The following is a 23,038-nucleotide window of genomic DNA, read 5'->3' as shown; positions in this document are numbered from 1 at the left end:
CTATTTGGCGGATTCGAGGGCGTTCTTGAGGACCTCGGCGCTCTGGACGCCCACGAAGCGCTGCACGAGGTTGCCGTCCTTCAGGACGACGAGGGTGGGAATGGCCTGGACCCCGAACTGCGCGGCGAGGCTCCGTTCGTCGTCCACGTTGAGCTTGGCCACCACGGCGCGGTCGCCGAGCTGTTCAGCGACCTGCTCCACGATGGGGCCCTGGGTGCGGCAGGGGCCGCACCAGGGGGCCCAGAAATCGATGAGGACGGGCTTGCCCTGGGCCTTGAGGGCGGGGAAGGCGGCGGCGTTGAGGGTGACGACCTTGGACACGGTGGGCTCCTGGGAGGCGGCCTGGGGGTGGGTGCCGCAGCCCAGGAGGGCGGCGGCGAGGAAGGGCAGGGTGCGTTTCACGATTGCTCCTCGGGATGGGACGCCTTGCGCTGGAGTTCCGCGGCGCGGCCCCGGCGTGCGACGAGGTAGTAGAGCACGGGGACGGCGAGACGCGACAGGAGCGTCGCGGCCACCTCCCCGGACATGAGGCTGATGGCCAGCCCCTGGAAGATGGGGTCCGCCAGCATCACCGAGGAGCCCACCATCACGGCCGCCGCGGTGAGCAGCATGGGCCTGAACCGCACCACGCCGGCCTCCTCCACGGCGCTTTCCAGCGCCATGCCCTCGGAGAGTTTCAGCTCGATGAAGTCCACCAGGATGATGGAATTGCGCACGATGATCCCGGCGCCGGCGATGAAGCCGATCATGCTGGTGGCCGTGAAGAAGGCTCCGAGCATCCCGTGGGCGGGGATGATGCCGATGAGGGAGAGGGGGATGGGCACCAGGATCACGAAGGGGATCGTGAAGCTCTCGAACCACCCCACCACCAGCACGAAGATCAGCACCAGCACCGCCGCGAAGGCCAGGCCCAGGTCCCGGAAGACCTCCAGGGTGATGTGCCACTCCCCGTCCCACTTCATGACCAGGTCCTCCGTGGACGAGGGGTGGGAGAGGCCCAGGCGCGCCACGGCGCGGCCCTGGGTGCCGGGAATGGCGTCGATCTTCTTGCCCAGGGCGGCCAGGGCGTAGACGGGGCTTTCGATCTTCCCGGCCAGGTCGCCGAAGACGTAGGTGACGGGCATGAGGTTCTTGTGGAAGATGTCGGCCTCCTCCAGGCCCTCCTTCACCGTCACCAGCTCGGACAGGGGGACCATGCCCCGGGGGCCGGGCACGGCCAGCTGCAGGAGGTCGCGCAGGTCGCGCCGGCGGTTCGATGCCAGCTGGACCACCACGGGCACCTGGGAGGAGCCCTCCAGGACGTGGAAGGTGCCCGCGGGCATGCCCTGGCCCGCCATGGAGAGGGACTGCACCACCAGGGCCGGGGCCACGCCGTGCAGGGCGGCTTTCTCCCGGTCCAGCACGAGGCTGATCTTGGGATCGGTGGGATTGAGGGTGGAGTCCACGTCCACCACGCCGTCCACGGAGCGGAAGGCCTTGAGGACCTCGGCGCCGTACCGGGCGCGCTCGGCGGGGGTGGGGCCGTAGATCTCGGCCACCACGGTATCCAGCACCGGAGGTCCGGGGGGGATCTCCACGACCTTCATGCGGGCGCCGGCGGGGACGGTGAACTTCTCCAGCTCGGGGCGCAGCCGGGTGGCGATGGCGTGGCTCTGTTCCTTGCGGTCGCCCTTGGCCACCAGGTTCACCTGGATGTCCACCTGGCTCGCGTCCTGGCGGAGGAAGCTGTGGCGCACCATGCCCACGAAGGTGTAGGGCGCGGCCTCCTGGGCGTAGACCTGGACGTTGCGCACGACGGGCTCGGCCATGAGGCGCCTTGCCAGCTGCTGGCCCAGGGCCAGGGCGTCCTCCCGGGGGGTGCCCGCGGGCAGGTCCAGTTGGACCATGAATTCGGACTTGTTGTCGAAGGGCAGCATCTTGACCTTCACGAGGCCGGTGCCCACCAGGGCCATGGCGCCGCCCAGCATGGCCAGGACCGCCGCCAGGAAGCCCAGGCGCACCTTGGGGCTGGTGAGGAGGGCCCGCATCACCTTGCGGTAGATGCGCGTGCCCAGGTCCTCCGGGGAGCCTTCGTGGTCGTGGTCGGGTTCGGGGGGTTCCTTCTCGTCCGAGGCCGGGTGGAGGCCGGATTCGTCCACCTCGGGGAGGTGGGCCTCCTTGCGGAAGATCTTCAGCGCGGCCCAGGGGCTGATGACGAAGGCGATGGCGAGGCTGAAGAGCATGGCCAGGCTCGCGCCCACGGGGATCGGGCGCATGTAGGGCCCCATGAGGCCCCGCACGAAGGCCATGGGCAGGATGGCGGCGATGACCGCGAAGGTGGCCAGGATGGTGGGGTTGCCAACCTCGTCCACGGCCTCCACCACCGTGGCCGCGAATGATCGCCGCGGCCCGGGCAGGTGCATGTGCCTATGGATGTTCTCCACCACCACGATGGCGTCGTCCACCAGGATGCCGATGGAGAAGATGAGGGCGAAGAGCGTCACCCGGTTCAGGGTGTAGCCCAGGAGGTAGGTGAGCAGCAGCGTGAGGGCGAGGGTCACGGGCACCGCCACGCCCACCACCACCGCCGAGCGCCAGCCCATGGCGAGCAGGATCAGGGCGATGACCGAAAGGGTGGCGATGAGGAGGTGCTCGATGAGCTCGTTGGACTTGTCGCCGGCGGTCTCGCCGTAGTCCCGGGTGACGTCCACCTTGAGGGAGCGGGGCAGGACGGAGCCCCGGAGGGCCTCCACCTTGTCCAGGGCCAGGCGGGACAGGGCCGTGGCGTTGGAGCCGGCGCGCTTGGAAAGGGCGATGGTGACGGCGTTCTCGAGGGTCCCCTGGGCGCCGTAGAGCACCACCGGAGGTTCGGGATCGGGGCCGTCGGAAACCGTGGCCACATCGGCCAGGTACACCGGTTTCTGGTTGCGCACGCCCACCACGAGGCGGTTGAGCTCGCGGGCCTCGAGCACGAAGCCCGAAGCCTCCAGCGTGGTGCGGCGGTTGTGGTCCACCAGGGCGCCCGCGGGCAGCTGGGCCTCGGCGCTCTGGAGGGCGGGCTGCAGTTCCGCCAGGGACATGCCCAGGGCCCGCAGCCGGTCGGGGTCGGGCTCGATGCGCACCATGCGCCGCGCCCCGCCGATGACCCGGGCCTGGGCGGTGTCGGGCACCGCGGAGAGCTCCCGGGCCAGCACCTCGCCCACGCGCCTCAGCTGGCCCGGGGTCTGGCCCTCGCCGTGGAGGGTGAGGGTGAGGAAGGGCACGTCGTCGATGGTCTGGAGGCGCACGATGGGCTTCATGGCCCCGGCCGGGAGGATCTCGGGATGGGCCGCCAGCTCCTGGTGCACCTTCACCAGGCTGGGCTCCTGGGGCTCGTTGACCTTGAAGCGCACGGTGACCAGCGCCATGCCGGGCCGGCTCGTGCCGTAGAGGTACTCGACGCCCGGGATGCCCCAGAGGCGCTTTTCCAGGGGCGTGGTGACCTGGGCCTCCACCTCCCGGGGGCTGGCCCCGGGGAAGGGCACGTAGAGGTCCACCATGGGCACGATGATCTGCGGCTCCTCCTCGCGGGGGGTGAGGACCACGGCCATGGCGCCCAGCATGAGCGAGGCGAGGACGATGAGGGGGGTCAGCTTGCTGCGGAGGAAACCCTTGGCCATCCTTCCGGCGAGGCCCAGCCGGGGCGCGCCGTTCATTTGGACACCTCGATGGGCTGGCCGTCCACGAGGGCGCCGGGGGCGTCGATGACCGCCTCGCCGGCCTTCAGGCCCGCGCGCACCGCCACCGCGCCGCCCCGGGCGTCGCCCAGGGAGAGCCAGCGCAGCTCGGCCTTGCCGTCCCGGGCCACGAAGACCCCGGAGAGCTCGCCGCGCACGACCAGGGCGGAGGTGGGCACCGACAGGCCTTCCTGCGCGGCGCCCGGGACCTTGATGCGGGCGAAGGAGCCCGAGCGGAACCCGGCGGCGCCCAGGATGCGGGCCCGCACCGTGCCCCGGTGGGACACGGGGTCGCCCCCGGTGGACAGCGCCGTGATTTCCGCGGAACCGGACCGGCCTTCGGCCTCGAAGGGCACCTTGAGGCCCATGCGCAGGGCCTTGGCCTCCTGCTCGGACACGGAGCCTTCCAGCTCCAGGGCGCCCTGGCCCTCCAGCTCGATGAGGGGCTGGCCGGGGCCCACGAAGGCGCCCTCGTTGACCATGCGGCTCTGGACCACGCCCGCGAAGGGGGCGCGGATCTGGGTGTAGGCGAGGTTGGCCTTCACGCCGGCGAGGCCGGCCTGGGCCTGGGCGAGGTTCGTGGCGGCCATCTCCAGTTCGCTGGGGGTGGAGGCGTTGATCTTCGCGAGGGCCTCGATGCGGCGGTGGTGGGCCTGGGCCGCGGCCACGGCGGTCTCGGCGGCCTTGAGCCCGGACTGCAGGTCGCCGTCGGCCAGGCTCACCAGGAGGGCGCCCTGGGCCACGCGCTGGCCTTCGTTGGCCAGCACGCGCGTGACCGACGCCGCCATGCGGGTGGAGAGGGTGGCCCGGCGCGTGGCCGTGAGGGTGGCCGCGACCCAGCCGGCGTCGCCGGCGGCGCCGGGGGAGACCAGGCGCACCTTGGCCGGGGGCAGGGCGGGGGCCTGGGGCGCTTCGTGCCTGCCGCAGGCCAGGCCCGCGATCAGAGCGGTGATGGGCAGGATCAGGGGGGTTTTCATCATCTACTCCGTGACGCCTTCAATGGGTTGTCCGAGGGCCAGGGCGAGCTGGGCTCCGCCCAGGCGCCATTCCAGTTCGCTGTTGAGGAGGAGGGTGCGGGCGCCGGAAAGCCCGGCCTCGGCGTCCAGCACTTCCACCAGGGGCAGGAGCCCCTCGCGATGCCGGGCGGTGCGGATGGCCCGGGCGCTTTCCGAGGCCTCCAGGGCCACCTTGGCGAAGGCGATCTTGGCCTGGGCCGTGTCCAGGAAGCGGCGGGCCTCGTCGGCTTCGCGGGAAGCCTGCTGTTCTTGCCACTTCAGGCCCAGTTCCGCGGCCCGGACCTGGGCCCGGGCGGCGGAGACGCGCCGGGAATCCGAAAAGGAGAAGGTCCACTTCGCCCCCAGGGAGGCGGTGGTCCAGTTGCCCCCTTCGCCCACCTGGTACCGGGCGGTGCCGGCCGTGAGGCTGAGCCCCACTTCGGGCTTCAGGGCGCCCCGGGCGGCGGCAACGCCCTGGCGGGCGGCCTCGCCCTGGAGCTTGAGGGCCTCCAGATCGCCCCGGTGTCCGGGGGTCCCGGAGGGCGCGGGCAGGGGCGCGTCCACCGGCGTGGCGAGAGGGCCGCCGGCGTCCGCGCCCATGAGGAGGGCCAGGCCGGACCGGGCCGAGGCCACGCGGTTGCGGGCTTCGGCCACCCCCGCCTCGCTCTGGGCCCGGAAGGCCCGGGCGCGGTCCCCCTCGGAGCGGAGCAGCAGGCCCTGGTCCACCCGGGCCGTGACGAAGCGCTCGGTTTCCGTGGCCTGCCGGAGGGTGTCCTCGGCGTAGCGCAGGCCCTGCTCGGCCACCTGGGCCCCGAAGTAGGCCTGGGCCACCGCGTAGGCCACCTGCTGGCGCCGGTGGGCCTGGGAAGCCGCCTCGCTCCCGGCCAGGGCCGCGCCGGCCCGGGCGGCGGCGTCCAGGCGTCCGCCGGCATAGAGGGGCTGGGCGAGGGTCAGGGTGGCGCCCAGCCCGGAGGCGGCGGCGGGGTGGTTGAGGCGATCGGGCATGAAGTCCGATTGGGCGATGCGGGCCTGGTCCAGGTGCATGCCGAAGACCTGCATGGGCTCGGTGGTGCGGGTGAGGCCCGCCCCCAGGCTGAGGGTGGGGAGGTTGAGGGCCCGCAGGGCCTGGGCTTCGCCCCGGGCGCGCTCCACCAGGGCCTCGCCGGCCTGGAGGCCGCTCTGGCCCGCCCAGGCGCGGCGGATGGCGTCCTGGACCGTGAGGGGCTGCTGGGCGGCCGCCGTGAGGGCCACCAGGGATGGGACGATCCGCAACATGAGACTGGGCATGGACCGGGACTCCTAGGAGATGGATGAATAGGCGGCCTTGACGCGCGCGGCCACGTGGGCGCACATCAGGTCGCAGACATCGGGAACGAGGGGGGAGACCGGGGTGAAGAGCACCAGATTACCGCTGGGCTCCCGGTGCACCAACCCCACCCGGGTGAGGTGGATGAGATGCTTGCTGGCGTTGGCCTGGGAAAGCTCCGCCGCCTCGGCCACCGCGCCCTGGCTCAGGGGCCTTCCGGCCTCCAGCAGGACCTTGAGGATCCGGAGCCGGGACTCGTCGCCCAGGGCGGCGAAGAGCCTGCTGACGTCGCTGATCATGGGCTGGGTGAGGGTCAACTTGTTCATCCTTTACCTATACAACCATAGAATAATACAGTTCTGGAGGCTGTCAACACCTCTGCGGGAATTTTTGGGGGGCTCTTGGCGGTTGGGTCCGGTCGGCCGGGCCGGGCTTGCCCTGCCGGGGGCTGCCGCTCCTTCGGCCGGGTTCCAACGTGGGGGCGCGACCCACACCGGTCCCAACCTGAGGCCCCGACCCATCGGTAGCGCCAGCAGCAAGCTGCTGCTGGCGCTACCCGTGATCCATGGACGGCGGGTGGAGGGGGAGTGGGGTGCGCTTCGTTCTCGCTCGGCGCTGGAGGGAGGCCCGAGTTGCATTGGGCGGAATCGGGAGGGCAGGATTGGGCGGGCGGGGGTGTCCAAAACGCAGCGAGGGCCCCCGGAAGCCGGGGGCCCTCGCTGCGTTTTGGGCTTCTATTCGATGACGACCCATACCCGGCGATTGGCCTTGACGCCCATGGCGAGGGTCATCATGGCCTCGGAAACCGGGTCGCCCTTGGAGGAGCCGTCCGCGAGATCCACCACCATCACTTTTTCCCTGTCGCCCATGGGGAGGCAGACGCTGCGGGGGAATTCCCGCTCCACCTTGTCGCCGCCGGGGGCGGACGGGGAGTCGGGGATGTTGAATTCGCTGCCGCCCTCCAGGGCGTCCACGCTGGTGCGGAACAGGGCGGCCAGGGCGACGAGGGCGGAGCCCGAGGGCCGGATCTTGTCCCGCTCCCAGAAGGAGATGGAAGCCTGGTCCACCCGGAGGGCCCCGGCCATCTCCTGCTGGGACCACTTCCAGGTGCGGCGGACGGTTTTGATGCGATCGCCCATCGTGCCGGGAACGTCGCGCACGGGATCGGTGGGGGTGAGGGTCATGGCTGACCTCCTGGATTGGGAACCGGAATCCGGATTCGCGTGAATACACAATGGGCGCAGGAACCTATCACCCCTGGGGGTGATGGGATCTGCGCCTCCAACTTGCAGGTCTGATACCTGTCCGATGAGGAATTCCGTTCCGAAAACGGAATTTAATTCGATGGATAATTTAACCAGGATCCCGACAGGGTCAAGGGATTTGTTCGCGCCTTCAAGCGTGGATCCCGGCCAGGGCATCCAGAATTTCGCACACGTCCTGGTCGCTTGGACGTTCGTTTGGGTCCTTCCGGGTGAGCCGTACCACCAATTCCACCAGGGGGCCCGGTGCATCGGGGCGCAGGGCGGCCAGGTCCGGCAGTTCGGCGCTGCGGTGCTGGTCCAGGATCTCGAAGGGGGTCTCCCCGCCGAAGGGCGTCCGCCCGCTGATCAGCTCGAAGAGCATGATGCCCAGGGAGTAGCGGTCCGCCGCGGGGCCCACCTGGGTCTTGAGCTGCAGTTCCGGGGCCGCGTACGAGGGGGTGCCCAGGAAGGCGTACGTGGTGGTGAGGGTGGCGGAATCCAGGATCCGGGCGATGCCGAAATCCATGACCTTGACCCGGTCGCCCAGCATCAGGATATTGCCGGGCTTCAGGTCCCGGTGGGTGACGCCCCGGGCGTGGGCGTGGGCCATGGCCGAGGCCACCTGCCGCGCCAGGTCCAGCACCCGGGCCAGGGGCAGGGGCCCACGTTCCTTTAGGAGGACGTCCAGGCGCTGGCCTTCCACGTACTCCATGACCAGCCAGGGGGTGCCCTCCTGGGGGCCCGGGTCCAGGAGGCGGACGATGTTGGGGTGGTCCAGGAGCGAACCCAGGCGGGCCTCCTGCCGGAAGCGGCCCAGGAATTCCGGATCGTCCTGGCGGAAGGGATGGAGGAGCTTGAGGGCCACGGGGCGCTTGTCACCCTCCTTGAACGCCAGATAGGTGGACGCGAAGCCCCCCCGGCCCAGGAGGCGCTCGATGCGATAGGGCCCCACCTGACCCGGCTGGCGGAAGGCCTCGTCCAGGGCCGGCCGCTTGCGCCTCCCCGCCAGCCAGAGGGCCGCCATCGCCGCCACCAGGCCGCCCAGGACCCATGGGTAGGCGCCGCTGCCGGTGCGGGGGGGGGCTTCGGGGGCCCGGGGCGCGACCGGGGCGGGTTGTGCGGGCGCGGGCTGCGGGGTGGGCCGGGCGGGCTCCGCCCGGGGCGGGGCCGGTTCCGCCCGGGGGGGCGCCGGGGTGGCCGGGAGGATGGGCTGGGGGGCGGGGGTGTGGACCACCGCCGGGGGCGGCGCGGGCACGGGGTCCGCGGGCCGGGGGGGCGGAGTCGCCGGGGGCGCCTTGACGGGCGGGGGCTCTTCCGCCGGGCGGGGGTGGTGCACCCGGGCGGCCAGGGCCAGCCGCTCCTCCCGGGGTTCCCCTTCCCGTTCCGCCTGGGCCAGGGCCCGGTCGGCCCCGTCCCACCGGCCCAGTTCGATGCAGCATCGGGCGATGCGGGTGTAGGGGTAGTAGCCCCGCAGCAGGTTGTTGCCGTAGATGATGAGCTGGGCGGCCGAACGGGGATGGAGTTCCGCGGCCCGTTGGTAGGCCCCCAGGGCCGCCTCGAAGTGCCGGGCGGTCTCCGCGTCCCGGCCATCCTCCCAGGCCGCGTAGAAGGTGGGCTGGGTCTGGACCAGGACGAGGGCGGGCAGGATAAGGCCGGCGAGCACTCAGCCCCCCACGAACAGGTGGTGCAGGAATTCCTGCACGGGGCGCCGGTCGAACTGGACGATGAAGCTGAAGGCCAGGCGGTGTTCGGTGATGGCCTCGGTGCCCAGGGACTGGTTGTGGACGCTGGTCAGGAGCTGGTCGGCGTCCAGGAACTGGGAGGCCCGGCGCCGGCCCCAGGCGTACCGGTAGGCCAGGTCGAAGCCGTAGGCCCCCCGCTTCAGGCCGGACCCGAGGCTCAGGCCCTGCATGACCCGCTGCTGGCCGGTCATGCGGTCCGTCACGGGCTGGGGTTCCCGGGAATAACCGAAGCGCAGGGGGATTACATTGCCCGAGGAGGCCAGGAGGATCCGTTCCACCCCCAGGTGGAACTGGGTGGCGTCCGGCGTCCGGTTCCCCTTGGACATATCGAAGAAATTGAGGCCGTTGAGGTTCTCCCTGCCGCTCATGTACCGGGCCTCGGACCAGGGGGTCCGCACCACGTCCAGGGCGATGAGCCACCGGTCGGTGGGGCGATAGGCCAGGCCCACGCCCGTGGTGGCGGGCCAGTGGAGGCCCGTGGTGTAGGGGGGGGCGCTCATGAGGGGGGTGGCGCTGGACGCGTACGAGGCGCTGTAGGTGTAGTCCCCGTGGAAGGCCGTGCTGCGGTTGATCCCGAGGCTCCAGGTCTCCCAGCGCCAGAGCAGGCCGAGGGTGTAGTTGGCGCCCTCCAGGTGGTTGTCCTGGGTGTAGTGGACGAAACGGGTGGTGCCGGCGGTGGTGCTGGTGCTGTGGGAGCCCAGGTTCCAGTCGCCCCGCCAGTAGTTCACGGAACCGCCCAGGAGGATCCGCTGGGAGACTTCGTAGGCCGCGGCGAAGGCGTAGAGGTCGATCTGGCCGGCCTGGTTGATGCTCTGGTGAAGCTGCACGGGGGCCGTGCCGTCCTCGGGGCGCTCCTGCATGTCCCGGGAATTCCCCTCCCGCAGGGGGATCAGGCGCTGCAGGGAGAGCTGGATGGCCAGGGTCCTGCCGCCCACCCGCAGGGGGAGGGTCCCCGAAAGCAGGAGGGGGTCGAAGCGGGTGTTGGACACCAGGGAATCGTCCACCAGGAGGGTGCGCCGGCCCGAGACGGTCTGGGCGTCCTGGAAGGCCCCGCGCCGGTTGACGCCCTGGCCCACGAAGCTCATTTCCGGGTTCACCATCTGGGCCAGCCCGGCGGGGTTGAAGGTGACGGCCGTGGCGTCGTCGGCCACCCCGATGAAGGCCCCGCCCAGGCCCATGGCCCGGGCCCCCGCCCCCTGTACGCTGAAGGCGGTGCGGGACTGCTCCGTGAGGATCGTGCCGATGGGGGAGAGGACGCCCTGGGCGGCCGCGCCGCCGCCGGCCAGTGCCACCAGGGCGGCCGCGCGGAGGGTGGTCGAGGGGTTCAGGGTCACGGAGGTCCTTGGGAACTTCCCATGATGCCCGGGATCGCGCCCGCCCGGGGCAGGGATCTTCACCGCCCGAAGGGCGCCAGCTGGATCTTGATCTGGCGGCTCAGATCGTCCATGAGGGCGTAGCGCTTGCGGTACATGGCCCGCTTGTTGGACGGGAAGTCCTCCTCCGCCCGGCGCTGGGTGCGCAGGGGCAGCCGGAACCAGCCTTCCTCGGCCTCCTCTCCCTCCGCCTCCTTCCAAAGGGCGTCGTAATCGAAGCGGATGTCCTTGGAGGGGTGGAGGATCCGGAACGGGTTGGCCCGGTACACCTGGATGCGGTTGCCCACCCCCAGCAGGTGGCCCACCCGCAGGGCCCGGGCCATCTCCTGGGCCAAAAACACCATGAGGAACTTGGGCCGGAGGCCGTGCATGGCCTTGGTGGCCACCTTCACCACCTCCTCCCCGCCGCCCAGGCGGCCCTGGATGGCCCCCACGTAGGCCACCCAGTGGCTGTCGGCCCGGTGCTCCAGGGCCAGGGCCATGCCCATCACCGGCCCCTCGTACGCCGACAGTTCCAGGAACAGGCACAGTTCGCCCTCCTTGCGGAACTTGGGGTCGAAGCCCAGGCGGAACCGCGCCTCCAGCCCCTTGCCCAGATCCGCCGAGGCCAGGATCCGGCCCTCGGGCCGGAGCATGGCGTCCCGGAGGATCCCGTCCATGGCGTTGATGAATTCATAGGTCTCCAGGATCACCTTCACCCGCCGCTCCCAGCCCCAGGCCTTGGACATGTAGGTGTTCATGGGCCGGAAGGCCAGCCGGGGATTGGCCTGCACGAAGGGGGCCATGGCGGGGGTGGCCAGGAATTCGAACCAGGGCCGCGTGACCGCCTGCCGCACCGCCGCGGTGACGGCCCAGCGGAGGTTCCGTTTGAATTTGCGTTTGTTGGCCCGGTACATCTCGTGGCTGAGGGACCAGGCCCTCCGGCTGACTTTCCAGGTGCTTGATAGTTGCTTGTCCATGGGAGTCCCAGCTTACACCATGGCTTCGGCTCGTTGTCCCTTGCCCCTGGGGAAGCCCACGATCCGCCGCCTGGATACGGCGGAGCGCTCGCAGCATGCTTGCTGCGAGCGCTCACGGTGGGCCGGCGGATGCTGTTGGAACACCGTGTGACGGAGCCAGGCCGGGAACCTGGATCCTCCACCGTTGCGGCCACCGGCAGGAACGCCCGGTGCGGGCTATTCCTCGGTCTCCGCCAGCACCAGCACGCCGTGGCGGTCCTTGACGTAGTCCCGCACCTTCAGGAGCTGGAACCAGCGGACGAAGGCCTCCACGAAGACGATGGCCATGAGGATCATGAGCACCACGGAGAAGGTCACCAGGAGCCAGAGGCCCTTGGGGAGGTAATTGTAGAGGATGTTCTGGATGCCGGCCATGAAGGTGACGGGGACCATGAAGAGGCCGGGGACGGCGGTGGTCCAGGCGTACTTGGCCTTGCCGTGGCGGATGAGCATGGTGGTGCCCACGATGAGGGCGCAGGTGGCCAGGAGCTGGTTGGCCATGCCGAACAGGGGCCAGATGGTGGAGATGTCGCCGGTGTACACCAGGTATCCCCAGGCGGCGGTGAACAGGAGGCTGGTCACGATGATGCCGGGCATCCACTTCTTCTCGTCGAACCGGGGCCAGACCTTGCCCAGCATCTCCTGGAGCATGTAGCGGCCCACGCGGGTGCCGGTGTCCACCGCGGTGAGGATGAAGACCGCCTCGAACATGATGGCGAAGTGGTACCAGTAGGCCGCCAGGTGCTTCATCCAGGGGATGGAGGAGAAGATGTAGGACATGCCCACGGCCAGGCTCACGGCGCCGCCGGGGCGGCCCTGGAGCTGCTCGCCCACGGCCGCGCCCAGGGCGGGCAGATGGACGGGGGTCATGTGCAGGGCGGCGTAGGCCTTGGGCAGGGCGTTGATGGCGAAGTAGTCGGAGGGCATCAGGACGCTGGCCGCGATGAGGGCCATGATGGCCACCACGCCTTCCACCAGCATGGCGCCGTAGCCCACGAACAGGATGTCCTTCTCGCTGGCGATCATCTTGGGGGTGGTGCCGGTGCCGATGATGGCGTGGAAGCCGCTCAGGGCGCCGCAGGCGATGGTGATGAAGATGAAGGGGTAGACGGTGCCGGGGATGATGGGGCCGCCGCCGTGGATGTACTGCGTGACGGGGGCGTTCACGAGGTTCGGGTGGACCCAGGCGATGCCGCCCACCAGCATGATGATGACGCCCAGCTTCAGGTAGGTGGACAGGTAGTCCCGGGGGCAAAGCAGGAGCCACACGGGCAGGGCGGAGGCGATGAAGCCGTAGGCGGGGATGATGATGCCCAGCTGATTCTTGGTGAGGGTGAGCCAGTGGGACAGGGTGGGACTGGCCGCCACGTAGGGGCCGGCCAGCAGGGTGAAGAACAGGGCCACCACGCCGATGACGCTGGCGCCGATCACGTCGCCCTTGCGGAGGATGTACATGTGGATGCCCATGTAGAGGGCGATGGGCATGGTCATGAGCACCGTGAAGGTGCCCCAGGGGCTGTTGAAGAGGGCGTTGACGACGCCGATGGAAAGACCGGCAAGGGTGAGGATGAGGATGAACAGGATGGCGAAGCCCGCCACGGTGCCCGCCCGGCGGCCGATTTCGTTTTCGGCGATGTGGGCCAGGCTTTTGCCCTTGTAGCGCACGGAGGCGAACAGCACCACCATGTCATGCACGGCGCCGCCCAGCACGCAGCCGATGATGATCCAGAGGGTACCGGGGAGCCAGCCGAACTGGGCCGCGAGGACCGGACCAAGGAGAGGTCCAGCGGCCGCGATGGCCGCGAAATGGTGGCCGAAAAGGACGAACTTGTTCGTCTTGTGGTAGTCGTGGCCGTCCGCCATGGCGATGGCGGGGGGGACGCGCTCGGCGTCCACGTTCAGGACCTTGGTGGCCAGGAAGATCCCGTAATAGCGGTACGCCAGTGCGAAGATGCACAGCGTAACGAACACGAGGGTCAAGGCATTCATATCGGCTCCTCCTTATGGGAATGGAATTGAAGATGGATCAGTCCATAATGGATAGCTCCCCCGCCGGGTAATCGCCCAAGGGTCCCAGGCGACAAATGGAGGGGGTATCCGGTCGTTTTTCCGCCCTGACCGACATCCGTGCCACCCCCCCCGCGGAGCCTCCCCGTGATCAAGCTCCTGTTCCCGCTCATCCAGGTGGTGTCCTTCTTCCTCCTGGTGGCCTACGTCTACTGCAAGTCCCCGGCCTACCGGCTCCGCAAGGCCGAGCCCCTGGGCTTCGGGCAGAAGGCGGCGCTGTTCATCTTCTTCACCCTCATCTCCGTGGGCGGCACCTACATGGGGGTCAAGGTCCACGGCGCCATCGCCAATGCCCGGGCCATCGGCCCCGTGCTGGCGGGGCTCATCGGCGGACCCTTCCTGGGCACCGCGGTGGGGCTCCTGAGCGGCCTGCACCGCTTCACCTTCGGGGGCTTCACGGCCGTGGCCTGCGGCGTCTCCACCACCATGGAGGGCCTCATCGGGGGCCTCGTGGGCCGGTACTGCGCGCGCTCGGGCTTCCAGGACCGGGCCCTGAGCCCCCTCACCGCCGGGATCACCATGCTGGTGGCCGAGGTTCTGCAGATGGTCATCATCCTGGCGCTGGCCCGGCCCTTCCACGAAGCCTGGGCCCTGGTGAAGGTCATCGGCCTCCCCATGATCCTGGCCAATTCCTGCGGGGCCGCGCTGTTCATGAGCATCCTGCGGGACCGCCGGGACATCTACGACCTGGCCGGCAACGCCTCCACCCGGCGCACCCTGCGCATCGCCGAGCGCACCCTGGACCTGCTGGCCAAGGGCTTCAGCCCCGAGGTGGCCCCGCGCCTGGCCACCATCATCCAGGAGGAGACCGGCGTGGGCGCGGTGGCCATCACGGACCGCGAAAGCGTCCTGGCCTTCACCGGTCCCGGCTCGGACCACCATCGCCCCGGCACGCCCATCATGTCCGAATCCACCCGCAGGGCCATCGCGGCGGGGGAGGTGGTCTTCCTGGACGGTGTGCGCGAGCCCTACCACTGCAGCATCCAGGAGGACTGCCCCCTGGGTTCGGTCCTGGTGGTGCCGCTCCTGGTGGGCCGGGACGTCATCGGCACCATCAAGCTCTACGAAAAGGCCCACAAGCGCTTCCTCAGCATCAACCGCACCCTGGGCGAAGGGCTCGCGAACCTCCTGGCCAGCCAGCTGGTGCGCGCCCACTACCAGGAGCAGAAGGAGCTGCTCGTCCTGGCCGAGCTCAAGCTCGCCCACGCCCAGATCAACCCGCACTTCCTCTTCAACTCCCTGGCCGCGATCCAGGCCATCATGCGCCGGGACGCCTCCCGGGCCCGGGCCCTCCTGGACCACCTGGCGGACTTCTTCCGCATGAACCTCAAGCGCAATTCCGGCCTCTCCACGCTCCAGGAGGAACTGGCCCACGTGAACGCCTACCTGGAGATCGAGAAGGCGCGCTACGAGGACCAGCTCACGGTGGTCATCGACGTGGATCCGGGGCTCCTCCAGGTCAAGCTCCCCACCTTCACCCTCCAGCCCCTGGTGGAGAACGCCATCAAGCACGGCATCGCCGAGATGCTGGAGCCCGGGACCGTGCGCATCCACGCGTATCCCGACGGGACCTGCGTGCGCATCGACGTGGAGGACGACGGGGGCAACTTCGCCGCCGCGGCCCCCGGGGGAGGGGGCCTGGGCATGAGCATCGTGGACCGTCGGGTGCGCACCCTGGTGCGGGGCTGCCAGGGCCTCACCGTCCACTGCGATCCCGACCGGCTCACCCGCGTCTCCATCGCCGTGCCTTCCGAAGCGGGTGCCGCATGATGCGCGCGGTGGTGGTGGACAACGAGCAGAATGCCCGGGAGGAGCTGGAGGCGCTGCTGGCCGAAGCGGGGGATATCGCGGTGGTGGGCGCCTGCGCCAACGCCATCCAGGCGGTGCGCGCCATCCGGGCCGCGCGCCCCGACGTGATCTTCGTGGACATCCACATGCCCAAGGTGGACGGCTTCCAGCTGGTGTCCATGATCGAGCCCGAGATCATGCCCTGCGTGGTCTTCGTCACCGCCCACGACGAGTACGCCCTCAAGGCCTTCGAGGAGAACGCCGTGGACTACCTGCTCAAGCCCGTGCAGGCCGAGCGCCTCGCGCGCACCCTGGAGAAGGTGCGGCGGTACCTGGGCGAGGGCCGGAAGCCGGTCTTCCAGAGCCCCGCCATCGAGCGCATCCCCTGCGTGTGTGCCCAGGGCACCAAGCTGGTGGCCGCCGTGGACGTGGAATTCGTGCGCTCCAGCGAGACCGGGGTGCACCTGGTGACGGCCCGGGGGGAATTCCTCACCGAGCTCACTCTCAGCCTCCTGGAGGCCAAGGTCCCCCGCATGGTCCGGGTCCACAAGCAGTTCCTGGTGAACCTGGATCATGTGGACGTGGTGGGGAAGGGGGAGCCGGCCTCCGTGACCCTGCGCACCCGGTCGGGACAGCCCGTGCCGGTGACCCGCCGGTACCTGGCCGACCTGAAGGAGCGCCTGGGCATCTGACCCCGGCGCCGCTTTGACGCGCCGGGGCCCCGGTCCTAAACTGCTATCGTTGAGGTGCAAGTTTGAGCACATCCCTGTACGGCGCGGGCGCGGAATATGCCCTGCACTCCCTGCTGCTCCTGGCCACGCGCCCGGAGCCGGTGAGCGTCGGGGACCTGGCCACCTTCCAGCGCATTCCCGAGCGCTTCCTGGCCAAGCTCTTCACGCGGCTCAAGAAGGCCGGGATCGTCACGGGCCAGGAGGGCATCGCCGGCGGGTTCGCCCTGGCGCGGCCCGCGGACCGGATCCCGGTGATGGAGGTGCTCCAGGCCGTGGATCCCGGCCGGAGCCTCTTCGCCTGCGCGGAGATCCGGGCCAACTGCGCCCTCTTCGGGCCCCGGCCCCCGGAATGGGCCACGGCGGGCCCCTGCCGCATCCACGCGCTGATGCGGGAGGCCGAAAAGGTCTTCCAGGACCACCTGGGGTCCAGGACCCTGGCGGACCTGGTGTGCGAGGTGGAGCACAAGGCCCCGAAGGAATTCCAGAGGGAGACCGGCACCTGGTTCCAGGGCCGCAAGGACGCCCGCACCGGCCGGAGGAAACCGGAGCGCTGAGGCCAGTGCTCCCCTCTTTCATCCCCTCCATCCCTTTCATCCGTTTTCATCCCTGTTCCCGCAGGGCCAGCGATGGGGTGGGGTGGCGCGCAGGTGATCCGCGGGCGCCGACCCATCCCTGCTCTGGCCCTGCGGGAACAGGGATGACAACGGATGAAAGGGATGAAGGGGATCAGCCTTCGATCTTCGTTCGTTCCCGGCTGAGGAGGCGGACTGGGGGTTTCCACCGAATGGCGATCTGTTGGCTTCGGTTGCGATCGTTGGGGTGGGTCGGCACCCTGGATCTAGAACGATTCCATGGCCTCGCCCAGGGCGGCCAGGACCACGGGATCATAGCGGCCCCGCTGCATGCGCAGCTCCTCCCAGGCCACGGGCCTGGACTTCACCTTCTGCTCGATGGCGTTGAAGTCCTGGAGGGCCCGCAGGATCCTGGCCCCCAGGGGGATCGCCTCGCCGCGGACGGGGTCCCCGGGAAAGCCGGTGCCGTCCAGGTTCTTGCCCTGGTAGCGCACGATCTGGGCGACGCCCTCCAGGCGCGGGATGGGCTGGAGGAGGTTGGCGGCCCTGGCGATGGCCGACCCGAGGGGGTCGGGGCCGGGGCCCGGGTCCCGGGTGCCCGAGGCCCAGGCCAGGCGCTCCTGGGGCGTGAGGGACAGCTGCCAGAGGGGGGAATAGAGCGCGGCGAGGGTGATGGACCAGTCATCGGCGGCCCCCAGGGCCCGGGCCACCTGGGCGGACCGGTGGGCCAGGGTCTGGGCGGAGAGGTACACCACCGGATCCAGGACTTCCAGGATCCCGATCATGGCCTCGATGCCGCGGGTGAGGGTGGCTTCCAGGAGGTCCCGCTCCCCGGCGATGAGGTGATGCTGGCGGATCCCCGCGTCCACGGCCCGGCCGATCTCCTCCAGGTCGCAGGGTTTCGGGATGAACCGGAAGACCTGGCCGCTGTTGATGGCCTCGAGGAGCGTCACGGGGCCCGGATGCCCCGTGAACATGATGCGGATCGTGTCCGGGGCCAGGACCTGGGCCTTCTTCAGGAACTCGATGCCGTTCATGCCCGGCATGGCCATGTCCGCGACCACCACGGCGTAGGGGCCGTGCTCCTCCATGGCCCTCAGGGCCTGGGGGCCGCCGGCGGCGATGTCCAGATCGTAGCGCTTCTTGAAATTCCGATGGACCGAGGCCAGCAGGTTCTCGTCATCGTCCACGAAAAGCACCTTCTCGTTCATGGTTCACCTCACCTAGGGGGCCGGTGGAAACAAGTAGCTCATATCCAATGAATAGGCCCCGGGTTTTCCGGCCTCCGCACCTTCCGGGCGCTAACCTATGTATCGATTCGATGCCCCCCAACCTGAATTTCTTCCGGCGGCCCATCCTGACGATAGGTTGATGCATGAACCCCAAAGTCCTGCTGGTCGACGATGACCCGAACATCCTCTCCGCCTACACCCGGCTGCTGCACCGGCGCTTCGACCTCCAGACCGCCCAGGGGGGGACGGAGGGCCTCGCCCTCCTGAAGACCTCGGGTCCCTACGCCGTCATCCTTTCGGACATGCGCATGCCGGTCATGGACGGCGTCCAGTTCCTGGCCGAAGCCCGGAGCCGGGCCCCGGAATCCGTGCGGATCATGCTCACGGGCAACGCCGACCTGGACACGGCGATCCAGGCCGTGAACCGGGGGCACATCTTCCGGTTCCTCACCAAGCCCTGCGCCCAGCCGCTCCTCGTCAGCTCCATCGAAGCGGGGATCAAGCAGTACCGGCTCGTCCTGGCCGAGAAGGAACTGGTGGAAGGCACCGTCAAGGGGAGCATCGATCTCCTGGTGCAGCTCCTGTCCCTGGCGGACCCCATCGCCTTCCGGCAGGGCCAGCGGCTGGGTCGCCTTTCCCGGAAGGTGGCCCGGGTCATGGAAATGGAAGCCGACTGGGTCGTCTTGGTCGCTTCGTTGCTCGCCCCCATCGGGGTCCTCACCATCCCCGGCTCCGTGCTGGCCAAGGCCCGGAAGGGGGACCCCATCACGCCGAGGGAGCATGAAACCCTCCTGCGCCTGCCCGAAATCGGGGCGAAGCTCCTCGGCCACATCCCCCGCATGGAGGAGGTCGCCCAGGTCATCCTCTTCCGGAACAAGAACTTCAACGGCTCCGGCTTCCCGCCCGTCCAGGTCCACCGGGAGGGAATCCCCCTGGGCGCCCGGATCCTCCGGGCGGTTTCCGACTACCTGGACGTCATGGAGAGGCGCTCCAACCCGCGCCTCGTCCTGGAGGAGATGCGGCAGAACCAGGTCTTCTATGACCCACGGGTCATCAACGCCCTGGAACTGGCCCTGGAGGTCCCCGACGAGATCGTGGACCAGGGCGCCGCGTCCTCCTACCTGGCCACCCACCAGACCGTCCAGATCGGCGAACTCCTGGTGGAGGGCGTGTACACCCGGGAGGGGCACCTGGTCTACCCGGCCGGGACGGTCATCGGCCAGAGCCACCAGGCGCGCCTCCGGAACTATGCGGCCCTGGTGGGCCTGAAGGAACCCTTTCCCGTGGAGGGGTGATCCGGCGCCGAAATTACTAATGTCCGGGGATCCGGGTTCGATACAAAGGACATAAGGTGCGTTCTGCATGAACAGTTCGGTTTGGCACGGCATGACCCAGGAGCCGGACCCCCGTGCGGCGGTGGCGGAACTCCGGTCGCGGATGGGGGACGGGGCCCTGGACGTGGTCTTCTTCTTCTGTTCGCCGAGCTACGACCTGGACGTGGTGGGGGATGAGCTCAAGCGTGCCTTCCCATGCCCCATCATCGGCTGCACCTCCTCCGGGCAGCTGGGACCCCGGGGGTTCCAGAAGGGGGGGATGGCCGCCACGGGGTTCGGGGGCGGGAACCTGGCCGCGGTTCCCCACCTGATCCACCCGCTGGCTTCCTTCCAGGACCAGGTGCTTCGCATCGCCGAGGCCATCCGCGGCGGTCCGGCCCCGGGGCCCGGGCACGCCTTCGGTTTCCTGGTGATCGACGGCCTGTCCATGATGGAGGAACGGGTGACCTCGGCCATCTACCAGGCCCTGGGCAATATTCCGATCATCGGGGGATCGGCCGGCGACGATCTGCGCTTCGCCCGCACCTGCGTGTACTTCGACGGCCGGTTCCTGAGCGACGCCGCGGTCCTGGCCAGCGTCCGGGCCCGGGGCCCCATCGTGCCCTTCATGCTCAAGCATTTCATCCCGGGCCACCAGAACATCGTGATCACGGATTCGGACCCGGACCGCCGCGTCATCCGGGAGATCAACGGCGAGCCGGCCGCGCAGGTCTATGCCCGGACCCTGGGCCTGCCGGTGGAGGCCCTGGGGCCCGAGGTGTTCTCCCGGCACCCCTTCCTCATGGCCATCGGGACGGAGCACCACGTGCGCTCCATCGCCAAGGCGCTCCCGGACGGGTCCCTGGCCCTCTACTGCGCCATCGACACCGGCCTCGTCATCAGCATCGGGGAATCCGTGGACCCCCTGGCCCTGCTGGACCGGACCCTGGGGGAGGCGCGGCGGCAGGCGGGGGAGCCCCAGGCGGTCCTGGTGTGCGACTGCATCCTCCGGCGCCTGGAATTCGAGAACCTCGGCTCCGACGCGGAGGTGGGCGCCTTGATGGCCCGCAACGGGGTCTTCGGTTTCTCCACCTACGGGGAACAGTTCAACGGCATCCACGTGAACCAGACCCTCACGGGCATCGTGCTGGGAAGGGAGGGTGCCCCATGAGCGCCGGCGATCCCGAACGCATCGCGGAACTGGAGCGCCAGCTCCAGGCCCGGGACAAGACCATCGCCGTGCTCATCCAGCGGCAGCTGGATGTGCGCGCCCGGGAGACCTCCACGCTCCATTTCCTGGAGCAGAACATCACCCTCGAGAAGGTGGTGGAGGGCAAGACCCGGGAACTGGCCTCGGAGCGGGAGGAACTGCAGCGGACCCTGGCGGAACTGCGCCGGACCCAGGCGCGGATGCTCCAGATGCAGAAGATGGAATCCATCGGCCAGCTGGCCGCGGGGATCGCCCACGAGATCAACACGCCCACCCAGTTCGTGGCGGACAACATCACCTTCTTCCGGGCGACCTTCGAGCCGCTCCTGTCCCTGATCGATGCCGCCCTGGGCCTGGTGGGGAAGATGCGGGAGGCCCAGGGCCTCTCCGAGGACCTGGCGGATTTCGATTCCAAGCGGGAGGCGGCGGACCTGGATTTCATCCGGGAGGAGGCGCCCCTGGCCCTGGCCCAGTGCGCGGAGGGCCTGTCCCGCATCGCGGGCATCGTCAAGGCCATGAAGCACTTCTCCCACGCTTCCAGCGGGGTGATGGAACCGGAGGACCTGGAGGAGATCATCCGCGCCGCGGTCACCGTTTCCCGGAGCGAATGGAAGGCCGTGGCCGACGTGGACCTGGCCATCCAGCCCGGGCTAGGGCAGGTGCCCTGCCTGCGGGACGAGATCGGGCAGCTGGTCATGAACCTGGTGATCAACGCCGCCCACGCCATCGGGGAGAACATCGAGCGGGGCCGGATGGCCCGGGGGCGGATCGAGGTCTCCGCCCGCATCGACGGGGACCGGGCCGAACTGCGGGTGGCGGACAACGGCACCGGGATCCCCGAGGAGATCCGGGATCGGGTCTTCGAGCCGTTCTTCACGACCAAGCCCGTGGGGCGCGGATCGGGGCAGGGCCTGGCCCTCGCCTATGCCACGGTGGTGGACAAGCACAAGGGACAGATCCAGTTGGAGCCCCGGGAGGGGGGCGGGACCTGCGTGGTGGCGCGGTGGCCGATCTGAGGTCCCGGTTCCGGGGGCCCGGCCCTCAGGCGCCGCCCACGGACATGCGGTAGCGCTTGTAGCCCCCGGAGAGGTTGCGCACCTTGTACCCCAGCTGGGAAAGGATCCGGCTGGCCAGGTAGCCCCGCAGCCCCACCTGGCAGAACACCAGGTGCTCCTTGGCGGGGTCCAGCTCGTCCAGGCGGTCCCGCAGCTCGTCCACGGGGGCCAGGGCGGCGCCGGGGATGGTGCCGGCCTGGAATTCCTGGAGGGTGCGCACGTCCAGCAGCACCTGGTCCGGGCGGAGGGCCTCCAGTTCCTCGGGCTCCCACAGGGCGGTGTCCCCGCGCAGGACGTTGGAGGCCACGAAGCCGGCCATGTTCACGGGGTCCTTGGCGCTGCCGTAGGGGGGCGCGTAGCAGAGCTCCGCGTCCTCCAGGTCGTGGACCGTGAGCCCCCCGCGCATGGCGGTGGCGATGACGTCGATGCGCTTGTCCACGCCCGCGGCCCCCACGGCCTGGGCCCCCAGGATGTGGCCCTCGCCGTCGAAGAGCAGCTTGAGGGTGAGGGGCTGGGCCCCGGGGTAGTACGTGGCGTGGTCCGCGGGGTGGATGTAGATCTTGTGGTGGGCCACGCCCTTGCGCTTGAGGACCTTCTCGGACTGGCCGGTGATGGCGAAGGCCAGGCCGAAGACCTTGCAGATGGCCGTGCCCTGGGTGCCCTTGTAGACGCTCTTCCGGCCCAGGATGTTGTCGGCGGCGATGCGGCCCTGGCGGTTGGCGGGGCCGGCCAGGGGGATGAGGGCGGGGCCGTCCAGGACCGTGTCCTTCACCTCCACGGCGTCCCCCACGGCCCAGATGGCGGGGTCGCTGGTGCGCATGTACTCGTCCACCAGGATGCCCCCCGTGGATCCCAGGGCCAGGCCCGCGGCCCGGGCCAGGGCGGTTTCCGGACGCACGCCGATGGCCAGCACGGCCAGGCCGCACACCACCTGGGAGCCGTCGGAAAGCTTGGCCGTCAGGCCCTCGGGGCCCGGCTCGAAGCCTTCCACCGACAGGCCCAGGCGCAGGTCCACCCCGTGGGCCCGGAGCTCCCCGTGCAGGGGCGCGACCATGTCCGCGTCCGCCACGGCCATGACCTGGTCCAGCTTCTCCACCAGGACCACCTCCAGCCCCCGCTCCCGGAAGGCCTCGGCCATCTCCAGGCCGATGTAGCCCGCCCCCACCACCAGGGCCCGGGTGGCGCCCGCCATGGCCGCGAGGATGCGGTCCATGTCGTCCAGGTTGCGCAGGGAGAGGATCCGCGGATCCCCGATGCCCGGCAGGGGCGGGCGGATGGGCTCGGCGCCGGGGCTCAGCACCAGGGCGTCGTAGGGCTGTTCCCGCACCTGGCCCGTCTTCAGATTGCGCACGGTCACCGTGCGGGCGCCCGGGTCGATGGACTGCACCTCGGAATTCACCCGCACATCCAGGTTGAACCGGGCCATGAGGCTCTGGGGGGTCTGCACCAGCAGCCTGGCCCGTTCGGGGATGACGCCGCCGATGTGGTAGGGCAGGCCGCAGTTGGCGAAGGACACGTGGGGGCCCCGCTCGAAAAGGACGATATCGGCCCCTTCGGACAGCCGGCGGGCCCGGACGGCCGCCGAGGCGCCCCCCGCGACTCCACCTACGATGACAATGCGCTTGGGTTGTTCCATGGGATCCTCATACGGAAATGCACGGGCCTTGGCATTCTGGCATGGAAGCACTGAATGCTCAAATAGGCATATTCCGGGGGC

18 protein-coding genes are annotated in these 23,038 nt (G+C 69.7%); 6 read left to right on the top strand and 12 right to left on the bottom strand.

The window, feature by feature from the left end:
• The 10 genes from trxA to R2J76_RS13410 all read right to left on the bottom strand — a co-directional run bounded on the left by trxA (position 1) and on the right by R2J76_RS13410 (position 13,342).
• A complete protein-coding gene (gene trxA / locus R2J76_RS13455; RefSeq protein ID WP_316412145.1) occupies positions 1-402 on the bottom strand; it encodes a thioredoxin in 402 nt (133 codons plus the stop codon).
• Positions 399-3,674, bottom strand: a complete 3,276-nt coding sequence (locus tag R2J76_RS13450) for an efflux RND transporter permease subunit (RefSeq protein WP_316412144.1) — start codon at positions 3,672-3,674, stop codon at positions 399-401. Before R2J76_RS13450 ends, trxA begins: the two co-directional genes overlap by 4 nt.
• Entirely contained in the window at positions 3,671-4,672 is a 1,002-nt protein-coding gene (locus R2J76_RS13445) for an efflux RND transporter periplasmic adaptor subunit (protein WP_316412143.1), read from the bottom strand. Before R2J76_RS13445 ends, R2J76_RS13450 begins: the two co-directional genes overlap by 4 nt.
• 3 nt (positions 4,673-4,675) lie before the next feature.
• The gene (locus R2J76_RS13440) at positions 4,676-5,977 is read right to left on the bottom strand and encodes a TolC family protein (protein ID WP_316412142.1); all 1,302 of its coding nucleotides are present in this window, start codon (positions 5,975-5,977) and stop codon (positions 4,676-4,678) included.
• 12 nt (positions 5,978-5,989) lie between these two features.
• On the bottom strand, positions 5,990-6,322 hold the full coding sequence (locus tag R2J76_RS13435) for an ArsR/SmtB family transcription factor (RefSeq protein WP_316412141.1): 333 nt from the start codon (positions 6,320-6,322) through the stop codon (positions 5,990-5,992).
• Positions 6,323-6,730: 408 nt separating this feature from the next.
• Positions 6,731-7,180, bottom strand: coding sequence for a helix-turn-helix domain-containing protein (locus tag R2J76_RS13430; protein ID WP_316412140.1), 450 nt, complete (start codon positions 7,178-7,180; stop codon positions 6,731-6,733).
• A gap of 211 nt (positions 7,181-7,391) precedes the next feature.
• Positions 7,392-8,903: a serine/threonine-protein kinase gene (locus R2J76_RS13425; protein ID WP_316412139.1), complete on the bottom strand. Its 1,512-nt coding sequence runs from the start codon at positions 8,901-8,903 to the stop codon at positions 7,392-7,394.
• Complete coding sequence (locus R2J76_RS13420; RefSeq protein WP_316412138.1) at positions 8,904-10,316, bottom strand: OmpP1/FadL family transporter; 1,413 nt, start codon at positions 10,314-10,316, stop codon at positions 8,904-8,906. It lies immediately after the preceding gene.
• A gap of 59 nt (positions 10,317-10,375) precedes the next feature.
• Positions 10,376-11,314, bottom strand: coding sequence for a DUF535 family protein (locus R2J76_RS13415; protein ID WP_316412137.1), 939 nt, complete (start codon positions 11,312-11,314; stop codon positions 10,376-10,378).
• Positions 11,315-11,530: 216 nt separating this feature from the next.
• Complete coding sequence (locus R2J76_RS13410) at positions 11,531-13,342, bottom strand: carbon starvation CstA family protein (protein WP_316412136.1); 1,812 nt, start codon at positions 13,340-13,342, stop codon at positions 11,531-11,533.
• Between the two features lie 168 nt (positions 13,343-13,510).
• Here R2J76_RS13410 and R2J76_RS13405 point away from each other — a divergent pair, with 168 nt between their 5' ends.
• From R2J76_RS13405 to R2J76_RS13395, 3 genes are all read left to right on the top strand, one after another.
• Positions 13,511-15,190 (top strand): LytS/YhcK type 5TM receptor domain-containing protein, encoded by a 1,680-nt coding sequence (locus R2J76_RS13405; RefSeq protein ID WP_394366838.1) that lies wholly within the window; start codon positions 13,511-13,513, stop codon positions 15,188-15,190.
• On the top strand, positions 15,187-15,900 hold the full coding sequence (gene btsR / locus R2J76_RS13400; RefSeq protein WP_316412134.1) for a two-component system response regulator BtsR: 714 nt from the start codon (positions 15,187-15,189) through the stop codon (positions 15,898-15,900). The genes R2J76_RS13405 and btsR overlap by 4 nt, the downstream gene beginning before the upstream one ends.
• Before the next feature lie 62 nt (positions 15,901-15,962).
• Positions 15,963-16,493, top strand: coding sequence for an RrF2 family transcriptional regulator (locus R2J76_RS13395; protein ID WP_316412133.1), 531 nt, complete (start codon positions 15,963-15,965; stop codon positions 16,491-16,493).
• 284 nt (positions 16,494-16,777) lie between these two features.
• Here R2J76_RS13395 and R2J76_RS13390 read toward each other — a convergent pair whose 3' ends face one another.
• The gene (locus tag R2J76_RS13390; protein WP_316412132.1) at positions 16,778-17,722 is read right to left on the bottom strand and encodes an HD domain-containing phosphohydrolase; all 945 of its coding nucleotides are present in this window, start codon (positions 17,720-17,722) and stop codon (positions 16,778-16,780) included.
• A 164-nt stretch (positions 17,723-17,886) separates the two neighbouring features.
• Here R2J76_RS13390 and R2J76_RS13385 point away from each other — a divergent pair, with 164 nt between their 5' ends.
• The 3 genes from R2J76_RS13385 (at position 17,887) to R2J76_RS13375 (ending at position 21,282) form a co-directional block, all read left to right on the top strand.
• Positions 17,887-19,038, top strand: a complete 1,152-nt coding sequence (locus R2J76_RS13385; RefSeq protein WP_316412130.1) for an HD domain-containing phosphohydrolase — start codon at positions 17,887-17,889, stop codon at positions 19,036-19,038.
• Positions 19,039-19,105: 67 nt separating this feature from the next.
• Positions 19,106-20,227, top strand: coding sequence for an FIST N-terminal domain-containing protein (locus R2J76_RS13380; protein WP_316412128.1), 1,122 nt, complete (start codon positions 19,106-19,108; stop codon positions 20,225-20,227).
• The gene (locus tag R2J76_RS13375) at positions 20,224-21,282 is read left to right on the top strand and encodes a sensor histidine kinase (protein ID WP_316412126.1); all 1,059 of its coding nucleotides are present in this window, start codon (positions 20,224-20,226) and stop codon (positions 21,280-21,282) included. Before R2J76_RS13380 ends, R2J76_RS13375 begins: the two co-directional genes overlap by 4 nt.
• 25 nt (positions 21,283-21,307) lie before the next feature.
• On the opposite strand, the gene R2J76_RS13370 is transcribed toward R2J76_RS13375, so the two are convergent.
• Complete coding sequence (locus R2J76_RS13370; protein WP_316412124.1) at positions 21,308-22,957, bottom strand: FAD-dependent oxidoreductase; 1,650 nt, start codon at positions 22,955-22,957, stop codon at positions 21,308-21,310.
• Positions 22,958-23,038: the final 81 nt, after the last annotated feature.

The organism is Mesoterricola silvestris, assembly GCF_030295405.1.
Classification (GTDB): Bacteria; Acidobacteriota; Holophagae; order Holophagales; family Holophagaceae; genus Mesoterricola; species Mesoterricola silvestris.
Note: the sequence above shows the minus strand (reverse complement) of the source record. Positions and strands in the feature narration are given on the sequence as shown.

Coding starts and splice junctions, on each gene's coding strand:
- R2J76_RS13450 (WP_316412144.1), bottom strand. CDS start 3,674: ATGAACGGCGCGCCCCGGCTGGGCCTCGCCGGAAGGATGGCCAAGGGT.
- R2J76_RS13445 (WP_316412143.1), bottom strand. CDS start 4,672: ATGAAAACCCCCCTGATCCTGCCCATCACCGCTCTGATCGCGGGCCTG.
- R2J76_RS13440 (WP_316412142.1), bottom strand. CDS start 5,977: ATGCCCAGTCTCATGTTGCGGATCGTCCCATCCCTGGTGGCCCTCACG.
- R2J76_RS13435 (WP_316412141.1), bottom strand. CDS start 6,322: ATGAACAAGTTGACCCTCACCCAGCCCATGATCAGCGACGTCAGCAGG.
- R2J76_RS13430 (WP_316412140.1), bottom strand. CDS start 7,180: ATGACCCTCACCCCCACCGATCCCGTGCGCGACGTTCCCGGCACGATG.
- R2J76_RS13415 (WP_316412137.1), bottom strand. CDS start 11,314: ATGGACAAGCAACTATCAAGCACCTGGAAAGTCAGCCGGAGGGCCTGG.
- R2J76_RS13410 (WP_316412136.1), bottom strand. CDS start 13,342: ATGAATGCCTTGACCCTCGTGTTCGTTACGCTGTGCATCTTCGCACTG.
- btsR (WP_316412134.1), top strand. CDS start 15,187: ATGATGCGCGCGGTGGTGGTGGACAACGAGCAGAATGCCCGGGAGGAG.
- R2J76_RS13390 (WP_316412132.1), bottom strand. CDS start 17,722: ATGAACGAGAAGGTGCTTTTCGTGGACGATGACGAGAACCTGCTGGCC.
- R2J76_RS13385 (WP_316412130.1), top strand. CDS start 17,887: ATGAACCCCAAAGTCCTGCTGGTCGACGATGACCCGAACATCCTCTCC.
- R2J76_RS13380 (WP_316412128.1), top strand. CDS start 19,106: ATGAACAGTTCGGTTTGGCACGGCATGACCCAGGAGCCGGACCCCCGT.
- R2J76_RS13375 (WP_316412126.1), top strand. CDS start 20,224: ATGAGCGCCGGCGATCCCGAACGCATCGCGGAACTGGAGCGCCAGCTC.
- R2J76_RS13370 (WP_316412124.1), bottom strand. CDS start 22,957: ATGGAACAACCCAAGCGCATTGTCATCGTAGGTGGAGTCGCGGGGGGC.